Source organism: Sandaracinobacteroides sayramensis, assembly GCF_022014495.1.
Taxonomy (GTDB): domain Bacteria; phylum Pseudomonadota; class Alphaproteobacteria; order Sphingomonadales; family Sphingomonadaceae; genus Sandaracinobacteroides; species Sandaracinobacteroides sayramense.
Window position 1 is genome coordinate 275,077 of the sequence record NZ_JAKLSQ010000010.1, and the last position, 20,695, is coordinate 295,771.

Annotated in this window: 17 protein-coding genes; 2 read left to right on the forward strand and 15 right to left on the reverse strand. The window is 65.6% G+C overall.

Features of this window, described 5'->3' with window-relative positions; genetic code table 11:
• The first annotated feature begins 135 nt into the window (after window positions 1–135).
• Together L6Q21_RS09470 and L6Q21_RS09475 are read left to right on the forward strand one after the other, a co-directional pair.
• Entirely contained in the window at window positions 136–813 is a 678-nt protein-coding gene (locus L6Q21_RS09470; RefSeq protein WP_237830498.1) for a M12 family metallopeptidase, read from the forward strand.
• A 1-nt stretch (window position 814) separates the two neighbouring features.
• Window positions 815–1,984 carry a S1 family peptidase gene (locus L6Q21_RS09475; RefSeq protein ID WP_237830499.1) on the forward strand — a complete coding sequence of 390 codons (1,170 nt, stop codon included), beginning with the start codon at window positions 815–817 and terminating at the stop codon, window positions 1,982–1,984.
• A gap of 28 nt (window positions 1,985–2,012) precedes the next feature.
• Here the strand turns inward: L6Q21_RS09475 and L6Q21_RS09480 are convergent, their stop codons facing one another.
• The 15 genes from L6Q21_RS09480 to L6Q21_RS09550 all read right to left on the reverse strand — a co-directional run bounded on the left by L6Q21_RS09480 (window position 2,013) and on the right by L6Q21_RS09550 (window position 20,663).
• Window positions 2,013–2,315: a hypothetical protein gene (locus L6Q21_RS09480; RefSeq protein WP_237830500.1), complete on the reverse strand. Its 303-nt coding sequence runs from the start codon at window positions 2,313–2,315 to the stop codon at window positions 2,013–2,015.
• An 8-nt stretch (window positions 2,316–2,323) separates the two neighbouring features.
• Window positions 2,324–3,130, reverse strand: coding sequence for a helix-turn-helix domain-containing protein (locus L6Q21_RS09485; protein WP_237830501.1), 807 nt, complete (start codon window positions 3,128–3,130; stop codon window positions 2,324–2,326).
• 2 nt (window positions 3,131–3,132) lie between these two features.
• A complete protein-coding gene (locus tag L6Q21_RS09490; protein WP_237830502.1) occupies window positions 3,133–3,540 on the reverse strand; it encodes a hypothetical protein in 408 nt (135 codons plus the stop codon).
• A 126-nt stretch (window positions 3,541–3,666) separates the two neighbouring features.
• Window positions 3,667–3,843 carry a YegP family protein gene (locus tag L6Q21_RS09495; protein ID WP_237830503.1) on the reverse strand — a complete coding sequence of 59 codons (177 nt, stop codon included), beginning with the start codon at window positions 3,841–3,843 and terminating at the stop codon, window positions 3,667–3,669.
• Window positions 3,844–3,890: 47 nt separating this feature from the next.
• Window positions 3,891–4,205: an HU family DNA-binding protein gene (locus tag L6Q21_RS09500; RefSeq protein WP_237830504.1), complete on the reverse strand. Its 315-nt coding sequence runs from the start codon at window positions 4,203–4,205 to the stop codon at window positions 3,891–3,893.
• A 29-nt stretch (window positions 4,206–4,234) separates the two neighbouring features.
• The gene (locus L6Q21_RS09505; RefSeq protein WP_237830505.1) at window positions 4,235–4,510 is read right to left on the reverse strand and encodes an HU family DNA-binding protein; all 276 of its coding nucleotides are present in this window, start codon (window positions 4,508–4,510) and stop codon (window positions 4,235–4,237) included.
• A gap of 67 nt (window positions 4,511–4,577) precedes the next feature.
• The gene (locus tag L6Q21_RS09510) at window positions 4,578–4,784 is read right to left on the reverse strand and encodes a hypothetical protein (protein WP_237830506.1); all 207 of its coding nucleotides are present in this window, start codon (window positions 4,782–4,784) and stop codon (window positions 4,578–4,580) included.
• Window positions 4,781–5,017, reverse strand: coding sequence for a hypothetical protein (locus L6Q21_RS09515; RefSeq protein WP_237830507.1), 237 nt, complete (start codon window positions 5,015–5,017; stop codon window positions 4,781–4,783). The genes L6Q21_RS09510 and L6Q21_RS09515 overlap by 4 nt, the downstream gene beginning before the upstream one ends.
• Complete coding sequence (locus tag L6Q21_RS09520) at window positions 5,011–5,151, reverse strand: hypothetical protein (RefSeq protein WP_237830508.1); 141 nt, start codon at window positions 5,149–5,151, stop codon at window positions 5,011–5,013. The genes L6Q21_RS09515 and L6Q21_RS09520 overlap by 7 nt, the downstream gene beginning before the upstream one ends.
• Window positions 5,148–5,648 (reverse strand): hypothetical protein, encoded by a 501-nt coding sequence (locus tag L6Q21_RS09525; RefSeq protein ID WP_237830509.1) that lies wholly within the window; start codon window positions 5,646–5,648, stop codon window positions 5,148–5,150. The genes L6Q21_RS09520 and L6Q21_RS09525 overlap by 4 nt, the downstream gene beginning before the upstream one ends.
• The gene (locus L6Q21_RS09530) at window positions 5,645–5,872 is read right to left on the reverse strand and encodes a hypothetical protein (protein WP_237830510.1); all 228 of its coding nucleotides are present in this window, start codon (window positions 5,870–5,872) and stop codon (window positions 5,645–5,647) included. The genes L6Q21_RS09525 and L6Q21_RS09530 overlap by 4 nt, the downstream gene beginning before the upstream one ends.
• Window positions 5,865–6,068, reverse strand: a complete 204-nt coding sequence (locus tag L6Q21_RS09535; protein ID WP_237830511.1) for a hypothetical protein — start codon at window positions 6,066–6,068, stop codon at window positions 5,865–5,867. The genes L6Q21_RS09530 and L6Q21_RS09535 overlap by 8 nt, the downstream gene beginning before the upstream one ends.
• A 24-nt stretch (window positions 6,069–6,092) precedes the next feature.
• Window positions 6,093–6,731 (reverse strand): OmpH family outer membrane protein, encoded by a 639-nt coding sequence (locus tag L6Q21_RS09540; RefSeq protein ID WP_237830512.1) that lies wholly within the window; start codon window positions 6,729–6,731, stop codon window positions 6,093–6,095.
• A complete protein-coding gene (locus L6Q21_RS09545) occupies window positions 6,728–7,591 on the reverse strand; it encodes a SapC family protein (RefSeq protein WP_237830513.1) in 864 nt (287 codons plus the stop codon). Before L6Q21_RS09545 ends, L6Q21_RS09540 begins: the two co-directional genes overlap by 4 nt.
• Window positions 7,592–7,691: 100 nt before the next feature.
• Window positions 7,692–20,663, reverse strand: coding sequence for a filamentous hemagglutinin family protein (locus L6Q21_RS09550; protein WP_237830514.1), 12,972 nt, complete (start codon window positions 20,661–20,663; stop codon window positions 7,692–7,694).
• Window positions 20,664–20,695: the final 32 nt, after the last annotated feature.

Sequence of the window (20,695 nt, forward strand, 5' to 3'; positions counted from 1 at the left end):
GCGCTTGAAATGCAGCAATAGCAGTGTTGAAAAGTATTCTATAGAAATCTGACAGGTCGCAACCAGAACGGATATATCGACGAGCCGCGCGGGCCGAGCGCCTTTTGCCGCATGACATCCTGGTTTGGGGGAACCATGAAATTGCACGTCAAGACCATCGCCATGACGATTGCAGCAGCGCTTCTGACCCTGCCGGTCGGAGCGCAGGATCGGCAGGCATTGCCGAGCGGTCAGTCGAAGGAGGAGCTGTTCGGCTCGGTCCTGCGCAATTCGCGCTGGAAAACCTCATCGATCAGCGTGTGCTGGCTGGATATGGCGCCGGAGAATGCCCCACACCGCGCGCTGGTGCGCCGTGCGGTCGCGGAGACATGGGAGCATCACGGGCCAATCAAATTCACCGGCTGGGGCGCGTGCGGCAGCGCGCCGGTCGGCATTCGCATCCGGGTCGCAGACGAGACGGCGGCACCGCATGTCGAGTGGATCGGCCGGTTCATCAACAATCGAAACCCCGGCATGACGCTCAATTTCGGCTTCACCAAGTGGCGCACCGAATGCCAGCAAACCGTCGATAGCTGCATCTATGCGATCGCCGTGCATGAGTTCGGTCATGCGCTCGGCTTCACCCACGAGCAGAATCGCAGCGATGCGCCCGACACTTGCAAGGAACTGGAGCAAGGCGCGGTCGGCGACTATCAAGTGACCCGCTACGATCCGAACTCGATCATGAACTATTGCAACGCCAACTGGCGGGGGAATGGTCAATTGAGCGCGCTCGACATCGAGGCGCTGCGCACCTTCTACAAGGCCGCCTGACATGAGCGAAGCGATCCGCCGCCTGATCCTCTGCGGCGCGGCCGTCACGCTGATGAGCGCCCCGGATGCGGGCCTGGCCCAAAGCAGCCCGCCATCGGCACCCGAAGGTCCGGCCGGAGCACCGCCGCCCGATCCGGCGACGATCATCTACGCCCTGTTCGCGGCGCGCGCCGCTCAGCTCCAAACGGTCGGAACCGACTTCGCGGGCATAAGCGAAGCCGCGGCGAATGCCTCCGGTCTCCTCGTCGCGGACGATCTCGTGCTTACCGCCGAACATGGCGTGCCCGATTTCGGCGGCCGCTATCAGGCAACCCGCATCGACGTGCGATTGGGGTCGCGCAAGGCGCAGCCGCTGAGCGGCACCGTCATCGCGCGCGATCCCGACCGTGATCTCGCCCTGGTGCAAATCAGCCCGGCGATCAGTCCACGCCCATTCTGCCCGGTCGCAGCGCTGACGCCGGACAATCTGACACCGCCGGGCAGCAGGCTCTATGTGCTGAGCTATCCCCTCGACGAGGAACTCGGGATCAACGAGGGCCTCCTGCGCAATCACAGCCAACCGAAGAAATGGCAGACCAGCATCTCCGTGACCGTCAACGAAAGCGGCGCACCCGCCTTCTCCGGCAGCGGCTATGTCGTCGGGGTCATCCTCGGCGGCATAACCGAGTGGGAAGACCTCGACGGAAACAGGCGGCCGGTTTTCGGCATCAATGCCGTGATTCCAATGAGCAGCCTCGCCGCATCGCCGCTCGCAGCAGAGATCGCGAAGCATTCGACCGACGGCTGCTGGCAGATGTTGACGGCCTTCGGTCCGTCGCTGGCCGACCCGGCCACATTCGTCGATGACACAAAGGCCGGCAGCGTGCCGGCGCTGCCGGAACAGCTCTCGCGATCGTTCAGCATCGACCGGGTGAAGGACGACCATGACTGGTTCAGCATCACCAAGCGCAGCTATCCACCTGCGGAGTTTCCAGCCGAGACCGGCTACAAGATCGACAGTTGCGAGTTCGTTGGGCATAGCGTCAACAACGCTTCCGACATTCGCTGCACCATAGCAGCGGACGGATCGAGGGCCATCTTCAGCTATACCCTCAAGAGCGGTCCGAAATTCGATCGCTGGCGAGGATGGATCGATGGCCGCGTGGTGCTTCAGCAAACGCGCAGACACTGATCGGCCGCGGGCTGACGATCCGCCGCGCTCAGTCGGGGCGAATGTCCAGCACCGAAATCGCCAGGAAGACCAGGCACAGGACGAACGACGCCAAGGCCCAGCCGACACGGCGGCGCTGCTCGCGATATGTGGGCTTGCTCGCCGTCGCCAGGTCCGCCTCGATCTCATCGAGCGCCCGCGTGCTGGCCGGGTCCGCGCCGAACCTGTCCTTCTCGCCGCGCAGCTTCTCGCCCCATTTCACATATTGGAGCTTCGAGATCTCCGGCCAGAAGCCGATGATCCCCGCGAGCAGCCCGAACAGGCTCGACAGCACCCCCGCATATTTGATCATCGGTGCGCTCAGGCGCCCACGGCTTCGCGCAGGAACGGCGCATTGACCGGGACCGCCGCGACCTGCGCGGACGTGCCACCCGTGTTCGCAAGCTGGATCGCCTCGGCTACCGTCGCGAACGCCACCCGGTCGGAGAGAATGTCGCGGCCGGTGACGACCGCGGGGCCATCGATGATGAACACGATCGACGGCTCGGACACCTTCACCTTGGCCCGCCCATGCGCCTCAAGCTCCCAAAGCTCGCTGCGGCCACGCGGCACGGGGAGGCTTTCACGGCCCGGCGCCGCCAGCAGCACGGCCCGGATCTTGGCGGCGAGCGTCTTCATCGCCAGCTCCGGCAGGATGGACTTGAGCGCGGGCGCCAGCAGCACCCCCGAGCCGACGACGATATCGGTCAGCGTGAGCGTCCCGCCATTGCCGACCTTGTGCAGCACAGGCTCCTCCTGCGGCGCGGTCTCGGGCTCCCCATCGCGCGGATTGAGCGCGAGATCGGCGCCGGCCGCGTCGGCGAGTGCCTTCACCGTGCGATAGCTCGGACCATCCTTGCCCTTGCCGCGCTCGATGTCGCTGATCGCGCCCTGCGGAATGCCGCTCGCCTCGGCGAGCTGCTTCTGCGTGAGGCCCGCCCGAATCCGCGCCTGCTTGATCTGGACGCCGATCTCCAGAGCGACCGGATCGACGCCCAGCTCTGCGAACAAGGCGGGATCGTGCGTCTGCAAATGCCGCAGCGCCTCGCCCAGCGGAACCGCCGTCTCGGGATCGTCGGATAGAACGGGAAGGACGAAGGCCTCCTTGGCCTTACGGTTCAGCTTCAAGCTCATAATATCCTCAGTCTTCTTGCCGCCACGAGCCGCGGCGCGATCACGGAGCTTGCCCATTGCGCTTCACCGCCTCCCGGTAGCTGATAGCAGGCCGCCAGGGCAAAGACCCTGGTCGTGCCGTCCGCCCGATCGTAAGCCGTGTAAGCGACGAAAGGCGGCCCGCTGGTGCGAAACAGCGGAAAGCCATCGACCATCGTCCAGACCCGCGAACTCAAATAGCGCTTGAGCGCGGGGGCGGACTTCGACGCGAGCGTCTCGCCCAAATGGTCGAGCCACACGCGATAGAGCATGTTCGCTGCCGCCGTGTCGCCGGCAGCCCTGGCCGCCCGTAGCGCGATCGCCACGTCCGGCAGGAAGCCATCGCTCGAAGCAGGATCGATGAAATAGCGGATCTGGACGCTCAACCATGCCCCCAATATATAAAATTTCTGATATTTTGCAAGGCTCCCCCCGGAACCCGCATGGCCCGATCGCGCGCGGCATCGAACCGGACCGCCGGAGCTGCCCCGGCCCGACGCCGCGCGCCAGGATCAGCTATTGTCTTCGACAGGCGCGTCGGGGCCGTTCTTCTTGATGGAGTCGATCGCATTCTGCGCCGACGCCTTGCTCTTGTAGCCCTCGGTCGAGAACATGATCTCGCTGTTATATTTGAAGCGGACGCGGAACTCGCCCGCCTTGTCCTTCCAGATCTCGAACGTATGCGCCATTCAATCCTCCTTGTTGCAGGGTATTCCGATGCGGCAAACCACCCGCATCAGCGCGTCGCGGCCGGCGACAATCCGCCGGGCCCGCCCGGGGCCGGCAGCTTGGGCACCAGGGCCGGTGGAAGCGTGTCCGGCCAATAAGGCGTGAAATGAATCACGACAGGCTCGCTCACGATCCACTGTCCCTCCGCATCGCGCGGACGCGACTTTACCGAAAACTTCCCGAAACCGAGGATCGAAATTTCCTCGCCGTCCTTCGCGGCGGCGAAGATCGACTGGAACATCATGTTGAGAATCGCGCGCGCTTCCATCTCGGGAAGACAGCGCGCCGCCGCGATCCGCCGCACAAGCTCGTTGCTGTCCATGTCCCGTCTCCTCGGCCTCGGGCAAGACGTCAGCCGTTCAGCTTGTCCTTGAGCGCCTTGGCGGGCTTGAACGAGATATTGGTGGCCGCCTTGATCGTCATGACCTCGCCGGTGGCGGGATTGCGGCCGTCGCGCGCCGGCCTCTTCTTCGGCACGAACTTGCCGAATCCCGAAATCGCGATTTCCTCGCCTTTCGCGGCCGCATCGCCGATCTCGGCGAACAGCGCATCGACCGTCTTCTTCACATCGGCCTTCGTGAGCGAAAGGCTGGAGGCAATCTTCTCGACAAGCTCATTACCAGTCATGACTTACTCTTACTCTCTTGGTTGAACGAACAAGGACCGTAGCGCCGCCACCGGCGCCCGTCATCCGCTAGAGCGGCGGCTGTCCGGTCCGGGCTGCGCCGCCGCGCCGAAAGACGCGACCGCCGCGAGGCTTATGCCGGCACGCGCCGCCGCAGCACTCCTCGTCGCCGATCAGGAACAGCACGACGTTCATCATGGTCCACAGGATCACCGGCAGCGCCGCCATGCCGGCGACGAAGGCGAGCGTGTGGGAGAGGACCGGGCCGATCGTCATGCCGCCTGCGCCTCATGATCCTGCGCCCGGCGCTCCGCTTCGAGCCGCGCCACCACCGCCTTCCACACCCATTGGCGGCGGATCGACTGGTTGTTGCGGCGGGCCTTCCGCCGCGCGGCGGAAAGCGCGCCGACGCCATGCGCCGCGCAAATCTCCCCGCAGGCCTTCTCGACCTCGATCCCGAACGCATCGGACCGCCGCCACTCCAGCCGGCGCAGCCAGCGCATCACCATGTCCCCGATCCCCTGTCGTCGAGCGCATAGCGGGCGGCCGGGCGGTCGCAGGCCGCGAGTTTCACCACGCCCCAGCCGAGAAGCCCCACCACGGCGTAGATCGCGAGACCGCTCGCCACGCAGCGCGGGATCATATCGTCCTGCCGGCTCCGGGCGCCCCGCCTTGCGGCGCCGGCGCGGCGTCGAGCTGGACCGCGATCAGCATCGGCAGCAGCATGTCTCTGGGCGGCTTGCCGTCGAGCTTGCGCCCGACGATGAGCGAACGCAGATCGGCATTGGCTTCGGCATGGGCGAAGGGCGTGAACTCGATGCGCGAGACCGTCCCGTCGCGATCGATCCAGAGCTTGAGCACCAGCGGCGCCGTGCGCTCGCCCGGCGACTTGCGCGTGCCGTCGAGATAGGCGCGCAGACGCCGCGCCGGTTCGTCCTCGGCTTGCAGCCAGGCCGTGATCGCCGCCGTCGCGCCTTCGGCATAAGCCACCCATTCCGACGGCGCGGCGGACGGCGCCACGCTCTGCGCGGAGGCAGGCGCCATCGCCGCCACCCCGACCCCGAACAGGGCGCCGAGCCAGCGCGCCGCCCGTCCGCGCCGCGCACTTCGGCGTTGCGTGAAGCTCTTGTGATCCATCATCCGCCCGATCCCATCACCGCGACCCAAAGAAACCCCACCACCGTCATCGCCGCCATGGCGAAGAAGCCCCGCTGCACGCGCGTCAGCGGACGGCCCTTGCGCCGCAGCCGGGCGCCCGGCGCCCGTGGCTCGGCGGCGGCGCTGTCCCGCACCGTGTCGAGCCACGCGCCCGCCGCCCGGCGCAGCTCGCCGGAACCCCGGCGCTCGGGCATCGCCTCAATCATTGGCATGGCGCAGCCGCAGCGACGACACCGCGGGAAACAATGCCTCGTCCCGCTTGGGACGCGGGGTGCCCATGTAGCTGTCGATCACGCTCTGCGCCTCATGGTGCAGGCCCGCGACGACGAACGAGGCGAACATGCCCGTGACCATCGCGCCGAGCAGGAACGCCCCGATGGCGATGGCGGCGAGGAGGAGCATGAGACCGTCTCCTTTTCCCGTCCGTCAGCGCGCGCCCGGCGCGGGCTGCTGCTGCTGCGGCAGCCGCTCGCGCTCGAAGCTGATCGTCTGGATCTTCGCGTCCAGACCCTTCACCACGTCCGCCGTCAGGTCGTTCGCGAAATTGCCGCCGAGCGCGGCCCCGCGATCGAACAGCAGGCCGCATTTCTTCTGCCCATAGACCTGCGCGATCACGCTCTGCGCGTCGGTGGCGATGCGGTCCATCGCCTTCGCCCGCGTCGCCTCGATCTCGCGGCTGTTGTGTGCCGCCTGGCGCTGGAGCGCCTGCCAGCGCGTCGCCAGCGTCTCGCGGCGCTGCTTCATCTGCGCATTGTCCGGTTGCCCTTCGAGCGCCTTGGCTTCCGCTTCCAGCGGCGTGCGCTGCTGGTCGATCTCGGCCTGCGCGGCGCGCGTCAGCTCGTTGAGCCGCGCGCTCGCCGCCTTGCCGACCGCCGCATTGGCGAAGATCGCCTCGCGCGAGAGCAGGCACACACCCGGCACCACCGGACCGCCGAGCGGCTGCGCCGCCGGACGCGCCGGGGCGGCCGGCGCCGATCCCGTCGGCGCACCGCCGATGGTCTGCGCGGAAGCGGGGGCTGCGAGGGTGAGAAGGAGAGCGAGGGCAGGGAAGGAACGGGAGGTCATGCGGGGACTTTCTTCGATTTGGATTTGGTGGCCGGAGCGTCGCTTTCAGGCGCGACGCCGGCCGTGTCGGTGTCCGAAGCAGGGACGGGTGACGCCTGCGTGACGGCGCCGCGCGCCACCTGCCGGGCATAAAGCGCCTTGAAGCGGCTCAGCGACGCCATGTGATAATAGACCCACGCCAGATAGCCGCTGTTGTGCCAGTCCAGCACCACCGCGTCCGGCAGCTTCGAGAATTTCTCCGTATCGACGATCTGGAAACCGTTGAGGCCGAGCGTGCGCCCATTGGGCAAGGTCGCATTGGCCGTCCCGTCGACCAGCAGGCCCTGCGCCTTCAAGGCCAGCGTGAACGCCCTGGTCGCGTCCGCCTCGACCCGGAAGGCATTGCAGAACGCCAGCATCTGCCGCGTCACCTCGGACGGCTTGCCGTCCTCGAACAAGGCCGCGCCCTCCGTGCCCCCGCGCGCGACCCGATCAGAGCCCGCGTCGATCGTCAGCGCGAACCCCTCCGGCTCGGGCACCGACAGGAAATTGAACGGATAGCGCCGCACATAGGCCGGGATATGCGCGCCCTTGTCCCATTGCCCGTCCTCGACGAACAGGTTCACCCGGTCGAGCCCCAGGATCACCACCGGGACCGGCTGCTCGGGATCGCCCGCGAACACCACCGGATAATCGCGCGCCGCGTCCGCCAGCTCGCCGACCACGATCGGCACGAACGGACTGTCCGCGGCAAAGGCGCAGTCGCCCGGCTTGAGGCGCCAGTCGCCATGGACCTTGCCATGGAGCGGCTGGAGCGTCTTGTAGAACAGCGGAAGGAGCGGCTTGGCCGCCTCGGCGGCCGGATCGGCAGTCTTGGTCATCACTTTAACTCACTTGCATGTTGTCTGGTCCGGAACGGCAGCGGTGGGTGCGCCGCCGTCCCGGTGGAAACGGGCCGCCGTGGCAGCGGCCCGAACCGGCTCAGGGCTGCTCGCCGAAGCCCAGCAGGCGGACCTGCACGATCACCGGAACCTCCGTGCGGACCTGCGGGCGCGCCCGCTCGGCCAGCTCCGCCGCCTGGTTGGCGACCGCGCTCGCCGCCGACGAGGCGGAAGTCAGCGCGCCGGTATTGACCGCCGCCACCACCGAAATGCCCTTGGCTTCGCCCTGCACCTTGATGTTCGCGGCGTTGAGCACCTGAAGCGCGGCCAGGTTGATGTTGCGCGACGCCCGGATGCCGGCCTCGCCCGCGTCGATCGTGCCCAAAGGCGCGATCAGGTCGACGTCGCCCGGCGTCACCTCGGGGATCGGATTGAGCGTTGCGATGCCCGCGCCCGACGAAGGCACCTGCGGGGCCAGCTTCACATTGCCGTAGCGGTCGTAGGTCCGCCGCGCCGGCGGGATCAGCACGTCCGTCTTGGCGCCGCGGCCGGCGTTGATGTCGCCTTCCTCGGACCAGGCGAAGATGCTGCCGCCATAAGTGGTCATGATCCGCGACAGGCCCAGCAGCAGCGACTGCTCGCTGAACAGGTTGATGTCGCCCACGCCCTGCGTCATCACGCCCGCCGTCTTCTGGTCCTCGGCCGTCATCACGTTCTGGACGCCCACCACGATCTGCCCGCCCGGCGACAGCATCGAAATGTCGCCCCCGAAATTGGTGCGGACACCCGAGCCGCGATACATGATGATGTCGCCGTTGCGCTCGATCACGCTGCCGTCCGCATCCTTGTCGGGGAACAGCGCCGCGATCGCGAGACGGCCGCGCAGATAGGAACCGAAACGCGGCCCGTCCGCATCGTTATACTCACGGCCGCCCTCGCGCGCCTCGGTGTAGAACACCTGCCGCAGGAATATCCGCTGATGCTCCGGCGCGAGGCTGTCGAAATAGGCGAGCGCGTCGCCCGTCACAGGATCGAAGTCCGCGTAGCGCGACGTCAGCCAGTTCACGAGGTAGGACTTGCCCGCTTGCGCATAACCCGCTTCGAGATTGCGCCGGCTCGCCGCGTCCTGGCCCGCAAGCCACGCCGCCGCCCCGGCATCGTCGCCGGTATAGCCCGCTTCGGCCCGCAGCCAGTCGCCCAGGGTCAGCTCGCCCTCGTAGGTCTTGACCACCTTCGCCACGCTCTCGACCGTGCCATCGTCCTTGACCCCGTTCTGCTCGGCGAGCGGACGGTCGGGATCGGCCAGGCTCTCCGGGTTGAGATAGAGGTCGCGGAAAGCGTCCCAGTTCACGTCCGTCATGCCCGCCATCAGCGCGATCGAGGCGCCGGCGCGCGTGTCGTCCGCCACGATCGAGCCGATCGAGGTGAACGAGCCCTGATCCTCTTGCAGGATGTTCCGGCCCGCCGAAACCTCCAGCGCGCCGGGGCCGGCGATCTGGAAGTTGCTGTAGAGAATGTCCCGGCCCGCCGAGATCACCGAGACGTCGGACTCGTTGCTGTGGACGATCAGGTTGGGATTGGCCTGGGTGCCGCTGCTCACGATGTCGCGGCCCGCCTGCATCCAGACGGGGGCGCCGCCAAGATACCAAGCCAGGAGCGAACGCCCGGTCTGCGGATAGAATGTCCAGATCTCGCCGGTGCCTACACCGACGATATCGCCCGATATCGCATAGATGCGGACAGGTTCGGCTTCGGCCGACCTTGTCGCTGCTGTTGCCGCCGTGTTCGCTCCGAACGGGAACAATCCATAGTCCGTGACGGCGCGATAGGTCGCGCCTATGTCAGTCGACAAGGGCGTCCCGTCGACCGACACATTGCCCACAAGTGTCGTGTTAGGCCGACCTATGAAAGCTGGATTGAATGGAGTCGGAACTTCCGTGCCGGAGGCCGTCAACGTGATGATATGGCGTGAAGCGGTGTTCGCGCTGCTAGTTTGGCGGGCACCACCATAGATCGACCCTGCGGCGAGGACTGAAAGCTCGCCGTTGGAGGAAGGCGCGAGCAGATCGCTCGTCCTAGATATGGAGGTGTAGCCAGCAGAAGCTCCGTAGTAGATGCTGCCGCCGAGTGCCGAGATTCTCAGGATGGAAGGCCAAGTATCGCTGAAATCCGCACTTCGGGCATTTTCGTTCCCGGTGGCGTCGGTGAAGCCACCTTTGCTTGGCGCCATATTGCCACCGGCGGAAACGAGATTGATTGCCGTGTTGGCGGTCCAGAGCGAGAACCAGCTCCGACCGCCGCCGCTGTAGGAAGTTCCGTCCAGCGTGAAGCCTGAGGTGTTGTAGAGTTCGCTTCGCGTCGCATCGCCGGCGCCGGCCGTCACCAAATCTCCGAGCGTCTGCAAATAAACCGCCGAGTCACCCGGCACGAGGACGAGCCCCGAGAAAGACGTCGCGCTTGAAGCCTCGAACGGATCGGCACCGCGCGGATCGACCGGGTTTTCAGCGGTGCTGGTTCGATAAGCCGTTTGGACCACGCCGATCGAAGATGCATCGACTTGGGTCGCGCCGCGCAGATTGATGATGCTGCCGCCGAGCGCCGCCTTGGAGTTCCGATCCGTCGTCTCGGACAGGGGATTGAGGGCGCCCGCAATCCTCATGTCGAGATCGCCGCCGCCGGTTAGCACCAGCGAGCCATCGGTGCCGACCCGTCCGGTTGAGCCGACCGCAATCACAAGTCCTTGGCTGCGGGTGGTAGCATTGGCGCCGTTGGCTTCAGTTCCGCGCGTCGTGATTTTGCCAGCATCACCGCCGACCCGGACCGTGACATCACCGCCGCCCAGTGTGCCGAACCCCGTAAAGCCGACCAGAATTGGGCTCCCAATGGTGCTATTGCCGACCTGCACCCGTGCATAGGTGCCGTAATTTATCCACCAAGCGGTCGGAATCTCCTCGTCGACCGCGGCACTACCGGAACCCTGCCGCCAGAGCCAGGTGCCCGATACCACAGACGAAACATCGGTGGCGCTCGCCCAGCCATTCGCCAGAATGTCCCCGACAAGATCGCCGCCTGCTGAAATCAGCAGATTTCCGCCCTGATCGGGATACCAGGCATGATAGTCGGCGAGCACACCCGCATAGTCCGCTGTCCTGCTACCCAGGACCGAGCCATCCGTCAGCGTGCCGCGGGCTAGATCATAGGCTTCCTCGACGCTCGACGCGGTGCCCGCCGTATAGACGCCGTAAAGGGAGTCCATGCGGATATCGCCGGCCGCGACCAGTGACAGGTCTCCGGTCCCGGTGCGCAGGACGCTGTAGAGCGGCGACAGAACGCTGACAGTGGTGCTCTCGGGATGGAATGTGCAGGTGTAGGTGCCGTTGTTGCACCGATTCCTGTTCACGGTCGTATTCGGAACGACACCGTCCAAGACCGCAGTCGTCGGATTGCCGCCCACGCCACCCGGCGCAGCCCAAGTATAATAGGCAGCAACGACCGAACTTGTCGTGATGTAGTGCGTATCCGCAAGTCCGATCGAGCCCTTGGAAGCCGGATCGAGCGCCTGCGCATAGGCCGAGCTGAGATCGGCGCCCGAGACCTGCTGCATTGTCCAAGACGTCGCGCCTTCGCCGAGCATTTCGGCAACGGCCCAGTTGAGACCCTGCTTGCCGCCGCTCGCGGTTCTGAGATTGACCGGCTGGTTTCCTCCTAGCTGGACGCTGGTCATGGACGGGATGAACGAGCCCCGCGCCAGCGTGATCGGCGCTGATGTCACCAGCGCGATCCGCGCATTGCTCGTATTGAGCGCAACCGGCAGCGCGACCCCCTTCGGCCATAGCAGCGCCGCGACATTGGTGTTCGCATTGAGCGCCGTGCCGGCTCCCAGCTTCATGCCGGCCGTCAGCGTGACGGCCTCGACCAGCACCGTGCCGGCCTCATAGGCGATGCTGTCATCCACATTGTAGATTGTGGCATCGACAACCGTGCCGACCGCGAGAGTGTAGCTCCCCGCCAGTTCGGCTTTCACCGGCAAAACCGTGCCCGAAGCCAGTCGCATTGCGGTCAGTGGCACATCGTAGTTGAGGATGCCGGTATAGCCTGCATTGAATGTCGTGCCCGCATCCAGCACCACGCCGTCGACCGGAACGGTGATGTCCCCGCCGAACGGCGTCACGCCTTCGGTCAACACCCAGCCGCTATCGTCGGGTGTCCCCGCAGGCCGCGCGAACCCGTCATTGATGCTGCCGTAGATATTGAGATCGCCCGCCGCGCGGATTGTCAGAACACCCGGCTCGCCATAGCCGCGCAGTGCCTCGACGCTCCGATTGGCTTCGGGGCCATAGCGATAGCCTGACAAGTCGAGATCGCCCGCGATGGTGAGCGTGCCCGACGGATTGGTCTCGGCATTGCTGACGATCTCCACGCCGGGGCGCAGATGATAGTCGCCGAGCCCGGCGAGGCGGTCCGACAGATCCGTGTTCACCAATGCGGCGTTGATGAATGCCTGGCTATGGCCGTCGATCGTGTCGAGATAGGCTTGCGTGATGAGCTGCGGCCGCTCGCCCGACACGTCGGCTTGGGTAGCCAGCGGCGCGTCGTCATAGGTGCGGAACGCATTGACCGCGATGGTCTTGACGCCCTGGATCGTCGGCGTGCCCGCCACGTCGATCGCGACATCGTTCGTGCCGACCCGCGCTGCATTGAGATCGAGCGTGCCACGCGGCGCGCCGTCATTCTGTCCCGCTTCGGTCCCGGTCGCCACGTCCGTCCCGGCCCGCAGGTCGATGGCCGCCGAGCTTGCCAGAATGAGCGTGCCTTCGCGGCTCGTGAGATCGACGATCGCCCGGTTGGGGCTGTCGATGATCTTGCCGTAGCTGTCCACGCGCAGGCCCGTGCCATGCGCGTTCAGCGTGCCGTTGACCGTGAGGTCGCCCATCGCGGCGAGCCGGATCGTGCCCACCTGATAGCCCGAGGCGTCGATCGTGCCGTTGACGGTGAGGTCGCCGCCGTCGACGACGATCTGCACCTCGCGCGCCTTCACTTCGTCACCGACCGTAAGGTCGCCCTGCTTGATCTGGAAGCGCCGCGCACCGAACACTTCGCCATCATTAAGGCGGCTGTTGAGGTCCGCGAAGTCCGCCAGCGTCTGCGCCTGCACGGTCAGCTCGGCCGCGTCATAGGGGACATAGGTGCCGCCCGCGTCATATTCGCCGCTGGCGGAGCCGAGGATCGTGCCCGCTAGGCTGACATGGCCCGCACCATTGCCGAGCGCCGTCACGGTCATGGTGCCGCCGCGATTATAGTCGGCGGACAGGTCGATGCTGGAGCCTTCGGCGGCGGCGATGTCGCCGTCCGTGCTGGCGAGGATCAGATCGCCGCCCCAGCTATACTGTTTCACGTCGAACATATTAACTTCGCGGCCGGCGAGGTCGATACGGGCATTGTCGCCAAGGTCCACATCGCCCACCGCGGCGAGCGTCAGTTTGCCCGAGGACAGGACCACGGCTGTATCGAGCGTGATGGACTGCCCCACGATGGCGAGCTGCGCGCCGAGTGCGTCGCTGGTCGCGTCGGTCGCGGCGCCTTCGGGAGCCGAAATCGTAACATCGCCACCAGCGGCAATCGAGAACGAGGAAGCGGCCTCGCCGGTGATGATCGGCGCGGTGATCTGGAGATTGCCGCCTATATATTCCCAGCCCTCGCCGGTCACATAGTCGCCGCGCGTCTCATAGACTGACAGCGTGCTTTCACCGCTGGCCGAGATCTTCTCGCTGGCGCTGAGGACTACATTCGCGAAGCCGAGCGCGATGCGGTCATCGATCGCCGTGCTGGCCGGTTGCGTATTGGCACCGTAGCCGAACAGGATGGAGTTCGCCTCGATGTCGAGCGTGCCCTTGCCGAGAAAGCTCGCCACCGGCGCGCCGGCCGTGCCTTCCGCGCCGGCCCAGATGAACTCGCTGGCGCGGATGGTGGCAACGTCGCTGTCGGCGCCGTAGCCGTAGATGGCTGGCGTGCCGAACACAACGCTCTCCAGCGACGAGGCATCCAGATCGACCGAGCCATAGACATTGACGGAATCGCTGGCGTTCAGGACGAGGGTCTTGAGCGCGGGCGCGTCGATCGCGCTGTTCCCGGCCAACAGGTCGGCCAGCCTGGTATCGTTGAGCACCAGACCAGCGGGAAGCGTACCGGCGGCCGAGGCGGCCTCGATACTCGCTCCCTCCCCGAGATTGATGGAGGAGAGGCCCAGCACAAGGTTCTCGGTGCCGTAGCTCACATTTTCCGCGATGGTGAACGCGCGATTGGTCGCGATGGCGATGGTGCCGTCCGACACGAGCGTCGTCGTTCCATCACAGGTATCGCTGACACAGGTTCCGATATCGATGTTGACACCCGTGACCTGAGTGCCGGTCGGCTGCGCGAGCAGCAGGTTGAGCCATCCGCTCGACACGGCAAGGATACCTTCGCCGCGGAACACATAGCCGTCACTGGAATCGAACGCCGCGCTATTGCCGGCCTTGGCGATGATCGAGGCGCCTTCCTCGACGCTGATAAGGCCATCGACCGAGGACGAGGTGCGTTGACCGGCAAGGATCACATCGCCCGCCGTGATTTCCGCGCCGCTGCGGATTGCAAGGCTGCCGGCACCCGTAATGGTGACGTAGCGCCCGGTCTGACCATAGGGGACCGTGACATAGCCATTCAGAACCAGGCGCGGGGCTTCAAGTGCGTTGAGCGCCGTATCGTGGACGGAAACGCCCGAAAAGCCCTCCGTCTTCTCCTGCCCGGCGGCGATCACTTCGCCGATGCCGCGCACTTGCACGGTGCCTGCATAGCCCTCGCTGTCGGCTTCCGCGTCCAGCAGCACCTCACCGCCGATGCTGAGCGCGTCGCGCGCATCGTCGCTGGCGTTCGCGAACAGTGCAATGTCGAGCGTGCGTGCGTCCACAGTCATCAGGGCGCGCGGCACCCCGATGCGCGCGGCGTCCGCCAGGACAAATTCATTGTAGCTCATCTCATTGTAGGAAGAGTGCGCCCGGACCGTCTCGCCGGGGGTGATGATGACCTGGTTCGGCAGCGCCTTGCCGATGCCGGTATTGGCAACGCTGAGAGTCGCGGCCGCGATATAGGAACCATTGCCGATCGCGGTGACGCCTTTGAGCGCGGTCTGGTTGCCCGCGCCGATTTCGACGCGATAGCCGATCGGCCTGCCGGCCGCGTCCTTCATCAGCGCATAGGTGGACGGCATCAGCGTATAGGTGCCGGCATCGAGGCCGGGCACGCCTTCGGGGATCGTGATCTGCTGGCCGATCAGCGGATCGCTATAACCGGCCTCGGCCGCCACCGGGGCGTAGAACACTTTGTCCTTGTCCGATGGCACGATCGCATAGACGGTATTGCCCTCGCTGCTGAAACCGTAGCCCGGATTGGAATTGATGAAGGCCGTCTTCAGCACATCGACCGAGCCACCTCGGCCGGTGACGAAGCCGGCGCCCGTCAGTTCGCCTCCGCCGGACAGATCAATGGTCGATCCTTCCTCGGTGGAGAGATGAGCCGTGCGGAAACCGATCCCCATGGCGGCCGTGTCGGCCGTCATCCGGTTGATCGCGCTAAGCTCCACGTCCTCGCCGTCATAGGTATAGCTGATACCATCGGCGGTGCCGCCATAGGGCATGGTCAGCCCGGCGCCGCTGACGGATGTGATGCTGCCGGTGAGCAGATTTACGCTGTCCGTCAACGCGGCGTAGGTTTCCGAACCGAGCAGCAGCGTGCCGAGCGGTGCGCGAACAATGCCGCCCTGATTGATGGTCTCGGCGTGGAGGCTGAGATAGCCAAATGCTGAATAGGGCATTGCCACGTCGCCATCGCTATAACGGCGGACAGTGAGCGAGGAGCCTTCGACAAACTTGCTTCCGTAGGGCTGGAAACCGGCGATGATTCTCGCTCTCGTGCCCGTTGCCGGATAGATTTGCGCCGCCGTCAGAAGCAGGTCGCCAGACGTCGCCAACTCGGTCGACAAGCCTCCCGTGATGGAGGTCAACTCGGAACCGGCCAGGAGACGCAGATCGCCGGAACTGGTCAAATCGACCAGCGAGAAGCCGCGCCGATCGGCGGTCCCCTTGCGCGCGCCGAATCCCACTTGGTCTCGAATGTCGATCAGGCTGGCCTTGACCTTGAACAAGGCGTCGGTAGCCTGGCGGGACGGCCCGTTGGCCCAGCGCACCGCCGGCACCGTGGCATATTCCTCCGGCGATTGCACAACGCCTGCCAGGCGGACATAGGGAGCGGACAGCGACACCGTCGTATCCGCTGCGGTGCCATCTGCAAGCGCATAGGTTCCGGTATAAAGCCGCAGGCTCTGGCCCATATCGAGCGACACATCGCCGTCGAAGCTGAGCGGCCCATCCACCAGCAGCGCCAGATTGTCGAAGCCGCCTGCTTCGATCTGCTCGACGCTGAACCGGGCCGTGCCGGCGGACAGTTCGGAGGCGACCGTCTGCGCCGTGGCGCCTTCTGACAAGGGGCTTTCGCTCCGCTCCTGCGCCACGACGAACTCGCGGAAGTTGAGGACGTCTCCGCTGGTGGTAGCGGTGACATAGTTGGGCGCTTCCAGCGCCAGCGCCAGCGTGCCGCCGGCGGCGCCATCACCGCCCGCATCGGCGCGCAGCGTGCCGTCGAGATAAAGGCCATTGTTCGATTTGACGATGATCGTGCCGCCGTCGCTGGCGACCGTCACCGGGGTTGATGCACTGTTCAGGCCGCTGCCTGCAATATCCAGCTTACCACTCGTGCCGGACGCATCGAGCTTCGCTCCCGGCCGGATCACAACGAACGCATCATGGGCAAAGGCTTCGCCGCTATCCTCCCAATCGAGACCGCCACCGATCGCGATCGTGCCGCCATCCGCGATCAGGCCGTAGGAACGTCCAAGGTGATCGATAGCGAGGGCCGGCCGCGCCGCCACGTCGAGGACGGCATTGTCCCCGATCCAGATCAGGTCGGGATCGGGATTGCCATAGACATTGTCGTCATAGTCCTCGGGCAGATCGAGCGTGATCCTGCCGCTTGGTGCGACCAGGCTTCCTTCGATCGTCATGTCGAACCCGAGCAGATTGATCGACTGACCCGGATCGACAGTGATCGAGGCACCTTCGGCGACAACCAGCGGGCCGCCCGCCGTCACCGCCCTGGTGTTGCTTGCTACATAGCGGCTGGAGCGCAGCGTCAGGCTGGCGCCTTGCCTTTGAGTCAGGACGCCATTCGCGGGATCTTCGAGATAGAGCGGCGGTGTCCACAGTTCGAGCGCGGAAGCAGGATCGGCGCCGGTTTCTGCCGAAGCCGAGGCCGTGGTGAAGCGATAGACCGGCGCGCTGACGTCGAGCGCCGTTCCTTCCTTGACGGCGATGCCGTTGCGGGCAGTCACATCGTAGTTGGAGAAGCCAGACTGGAAGATACTGGCCGCAAGCTCGGTATTGGTCTTCACCGCCACCGACTTCTCAAGCGCGACTCCCGCCGCGATCTTGCTTCCAGCAGCGACTGTCATATTCACAGGTGAGGGATTACCAGCTTTTAAAGTCTTTGTAGCGTTGGCGATAGGGAAGCCGTTGGGAAACACATCTGCCGGAACGACATAGCCTGCGAATATTGAAGAATACTGCGCATATTCTAAAAACAGCGTCACTCCGGCGGGGACAACAGGAAGTGTCTCAAATATACCTAAGGTTACATTATAGGCGCGATTGATCCCTCCACCTGGAACAAGGTCTTCAGACCCGCTTCTGTATTCGTATCCATTATAGTAGTAATTTTCTGCGATGCGTGCGGAAAAACTGGTGTATTCGGAGCTTTCTGGAAGAACCCAATCTGCCGCCGTCGTCACAAGCCGATTTAACGGTAGTCCTGTCGACGGCACGGTCTCACCGGGCAACGCCACATTGACGGTGTAGTTGTAGTCGACAGGAAGCGTGTCACCCACCTTCACGTCATAGTCATCCAACAGGACCAGTTCGACCGGCGAGGCTTCGCCTGCCTTGAGAAGCCCATCGGTCTCCAGCAATTCGCCGCCGATCGAGATCGCCGTGCCCGACTCGATCTTGAGCGTGCCGCCGCCGTTGACGCCGAACCCCGCAATCTGCCCGTCGAGCGTCAGCAGGCCATCGGCGGTGGTCGTGAACAGGTTTTCGAGATCGGCAATGAGCGTGACATTGCCGCCAATGCCGCCGAGCGTTTCGTTCTGATCGAGCCACGCCGCGCCGGAGGACACGTCGATGAGGCTTCCCGCTTCGAGCGTGAGATCGTGCGTGGAGGCGAGATAGACGTCGCCGCCGTCGACCAGTCCCAGCTTGTTGGTGTCGGCCGCGTCCAGCGCCGTGTTCACCCACAGGCCGCGCACGTCGAGCGTCGCGCCGTCGCGCAGCGTGATCAGCGAGCCGCCATCGGCATCGAGGATCGGCCGGGCGGCAGTCGCATCGACTTGCGGGACGAACCAGTTGGTCGCGCTGATCGAGCCGCTGCGCGCGGTGACGTCGGCGGCAATGTCGATGGTCGGAGCGACCAGCTCGACCGCGCCGCCGTCCGCCAGCGTCAGATCGCTCTCGATGGCGATGGTCCCCTGGGTGGCGAGGTCGAGTCCGCCAAGGCCCGCTTCGCTGAGCCGGGTCGCGTCGAACCACGCCGTTCCGGCGCGCGGTTCGGGAAGCACGACGTCCGGCGCCATGTCGGGTGTGATGTCCGCGATGTCGCCGATGCGGACGTCCGTGGTGTAGGGCAACGTGTTGTTGAGCGCGAGGTCATAGCGGCCGAGGACGAGCGAACCGGCCTGCGCGACCGTATGCTCGCCGAGCTTGTAGCCGTCCGCCACACCGTCCTCGCGGGCCTTGGTCTGCCTCGCCCCGTTGATCGCCTCCGCCGCGATCTCCGCTTCCATGATGACCGTGGGGGCGGAGAGGACGAGGCGGCCCGCGTCGCGGCCCACCGAATAACCATCTTCCCACCGGCTGGAGCTGCGGCCCGAGAACAGCGAATGCGACCAGGTCTGCGTATATTGCTCGCCCCAGCGCTCATGCTCACGCGTCGATGTGCGGCCATAGCCCACCACCGCGATACCGGCAGGCACCTGGCCGATGTCGTAGATCTTGCCGTCCGCACCCAGCACGCGCGTCGAAAGCACCCATCCGGCCTGATAGTCGATGCTGCCGCCCGAAATGTCGAACACCGCGCCCTGGTGCGCCACCACCTCGTTCGCCGCGAGCGTGATCGTGCCGCCGACCGCCGCCCACTCGCCGATGCCATGCTCCATATTGGCGACATAACCGCCCACTTCGAGCAGGCCGCCCGCCGTATACCAGCGGTCCCCGTCATAACCGCCCGTGCCGTCCGGCAGCAGGACAAGATCGCGCACGTCGATCCACACGTCGTTGTTGCGCAGATCGTCATTCTCGCGGTTCTGCGGGCTGTCGCGCAGTTCGTTGCCCTGCACGTTCACGAGAATGGAGTTCGATTCCATATCGAGCTTCACGCCCTGGACGCCCGACACGTCGATCAGCGCGCCATCCGCCACCGTGATCCGCCCCGCCGCCTGCACCGCGACCTGGCCGCCCTGCGCGCTCGTGTGCGAGCCGCCCTCGAACAGCACATTGCCGCCCGTCACGATCTCGATGCGCGACTGGTCGAGCCGGTCCGCCAGCATCGAGCGGTCGTTGAACCCGCCCGTGATCGTCGTGTAGCGATTGGCGTTCGCCGTCTCGCTCTCCGCGATCAGCGAATCCCGCTGGCTGTTGAGCGCCGTGTCCGCGCTCTCCAGCTCCGGCAGGATGATGGTGAGCCCGTCGCCGGAATAGCTGTTGCCCTCCGCGTCCGTCAGTTCCCAGCCGCTCGCCAGCGTCACCGAGCCCTCCGCGTCGCTCGCCGAATTGAGCAGGTGGATCGTGCCGCGCTGGTTGACGCCGGTGGTGGCGACCGCGACACCTTCCTGCCGGATCGTGCGGCCCGCGAGCGTGATGTCGCCCTGCGCCGCCTCGATGAGGCCGCGGTTAATGACCGTGCCGCTCTCCGATTCCGCGTCGATCAGGCCGCGCACCTCGTTGCCGCGCGTCGTCGAATATTGATTCTCCTCGGTGCCGTAGCCCTTGCGCACGATGAAATCGTCGCCCGCCGACAGCAGCGTCTGGCCCTTGGGCGTCGTGATCGTGCCCGCGTTCGTGACCTGCGTGCCCATCAGCAGCACATAGCCGCCGCCATCGGTCGCGCTCGCCGCATCATGGGTCGTGATCTGCGCGCCGGCTTCCACCGTCACCGCGCCGAGCGCATCGGTGAAGCTCGGCACATAATTGGCGCCCGACAGGCTCGAATAAATGCCCCTGTTCAGGAAATCGTCGTTCGTGATGTTCGCGCTCGACGCGATCAGGTTGCGGACATTGACCTTGCTCGCGCCGCCGAACAGCACGCCGTTCCGGTTGAGGATCAGCACCGTGCCCGGCGCCGTCAGCGTGCCGAGGATCTGCGAGGCATTGGCATCATGCACCCGGTTCAGCACCACCCAGTCCGCGCCGCCCTGGTTGAACGTCAAGTCGGTCTCCCGGCCGATATTGAAGCTGTCCCAGGTGAGAATGGCCTTCTGCTGCGTCTGGTCGATGCTGACCGCCGTGCGGCCGTCCGCGCCCGTCGTCGCCGTCGGATCGCCGGCGCCCACCCACAGGCTCGGATCGATCTCGATATCCGCCGCCTGCTTGAGGCCATTGGCGCCGATGCCGTTGAACGGATTGGTGAGGCTCGCCGCCTTCGCCGCCGCGCGCGCCTGGATCTGCGCATTCTGCATCGCCGCGCGCGCCGCCGCCGCCCGGCGGAACGTCTCGATCGCCCGCTGCGTCGCGCTGCTCGTCTCGGCCTGCTTGGTCGCCTGGTCCGACAGCGTGTTGGCGATCACCGAAGAGGGGTTGGCGCCCGAGGCGCCGCGGCTCGGGAAAGCCCGCCCCGTCGATTGCGCATGGGCCGTGCCCGCCAGGAGCAGCGCCCCCAACGAGACCGTGAGCAGCAGGTTCTGGCGAGCCGAGCGGGCGTTGATCCGGGTGTTCATCTTAAAGCTCCGAGGTCTTGGGCGCCGCCAGT

What these genes read in the sequence shown, in the direction of transcription:
- L6Q21_RS09470 (WP_237830498.1), top strand. Translation starts at nt 136, where the DNA reads ATGAAATTGCACGTCAAGACCATCGCCATGACGATTGCAGCAGCGCTT.
- L6Q21_RS09475 (WP_237830499.1), top strand. Translation starts at nt 815, where the DNA reads ATGAGCGAAGCGATCCGCCGCCTGATCCTCTGCGGCGCGGCCGTCACG.
- L6Q21_RS09480 (WP_237830500.1), bottom strand. Translation starts at nt 2,315, where the DNA reads ATGATCAAATATGCGGGGGTGCTGTCGAGCCTGTTCGGGCTGCTCGCG.
- L6Q21_RS09495 (WP_237830503.1), bottom strand. Translation starts at nt 3,843, where the DNA reads ATGGCGCATACGTTCGAGATCTGGAAGGACAAGGCGGGCGAGTTCCGC.
- L6Q21_RS09500 (WP_237830504.1), bottom strand. Translation starts at nt 4,205, where the DNA reads ATGGACAGCAACGAGCTTGTGCGGCGGATCGCGGCGGCGCGCTGTCTT.
- L6Q21_RS09505 (WP_237830505.1), bottom strand. Translation starts at nt 4,510, where the DNA reads ATGACTGGTAATGAGCTTGTCGAGAAGATTGCCTCCAGCCTTTCGCTC.
- L6Q21_RS09510 (WP_237830506.1), bottom strand. Translation starts at nt 4,784, where the DNA reads ATGACGATCGGCCCGGTCCTCTCCCACACGCTCGCCTTCGTCGCCGGC.
- L6Q21_RS09515 (WP_237830507.1), bottom strand. Translation starts at nt 5,017, where the DNA reads ATGGTGATGCGCTGGCTGCGCCGGCTGGAGTGGCGGCGGTCCGATGCG.
- L6Q21_RS09520 (WP_237830508.1), bottom strand. Translation starts at nt 5,151, where the DNA reads ATGATCCCGCGCTGCGTGGCGAGCGGTCTCGCGATCTACGCCGTGGTG.
- L6Q21_RS09525 (WP_237830509.1), bottom strand. Translation starts at nt 5,648, where the DNA reads ATGATGGATCACAAGAGCTTCACGCAACGCCGAAGTGCGCGGCGCGGA.
- L6Q21_RS09530 (WP_237830510.1), bottom strand. Translation starts at nt 5,872, where the DNA reads ATGATTGAGGCGATGCCCGAGCGCCGGGGTTCCGGCGAGCTGCGCCGG.
- L6Q21_RS09535 (WP_237830511.1), bottom strand. Translation starts at nt 6,068, where the DNA reads ATGCTCCTCCTCGCCGCCATCGCCATCGGGGCGTTCCTGCTCGGCGCG.
- L6Q21_RS09540 (WP_237830512.1), bottom strand. Translation starts at nt 6,731, where the DNA reads ATGACCTCCCGTTCCTTCCCTGCCCTCGCTCTCCTTCTCACCCTCGCA.
- L6Q21_RS09545 (WP_237830513.1), bottom strand. Translation starts at nt 7,591, where the DNA reads ATGACCAAGACTGCCGATCCGGCCGCCGAGGCGGCCAAGCCGCTCCTT.
- L6Q21_RS09550 (WP_237830514.1), bottom strand. Translation starts at nt 20,663, where the DNA reads ATGAACACCCGGATCAACGCCCGCTCGGCTCGCCAGAACCTGCTGCTC.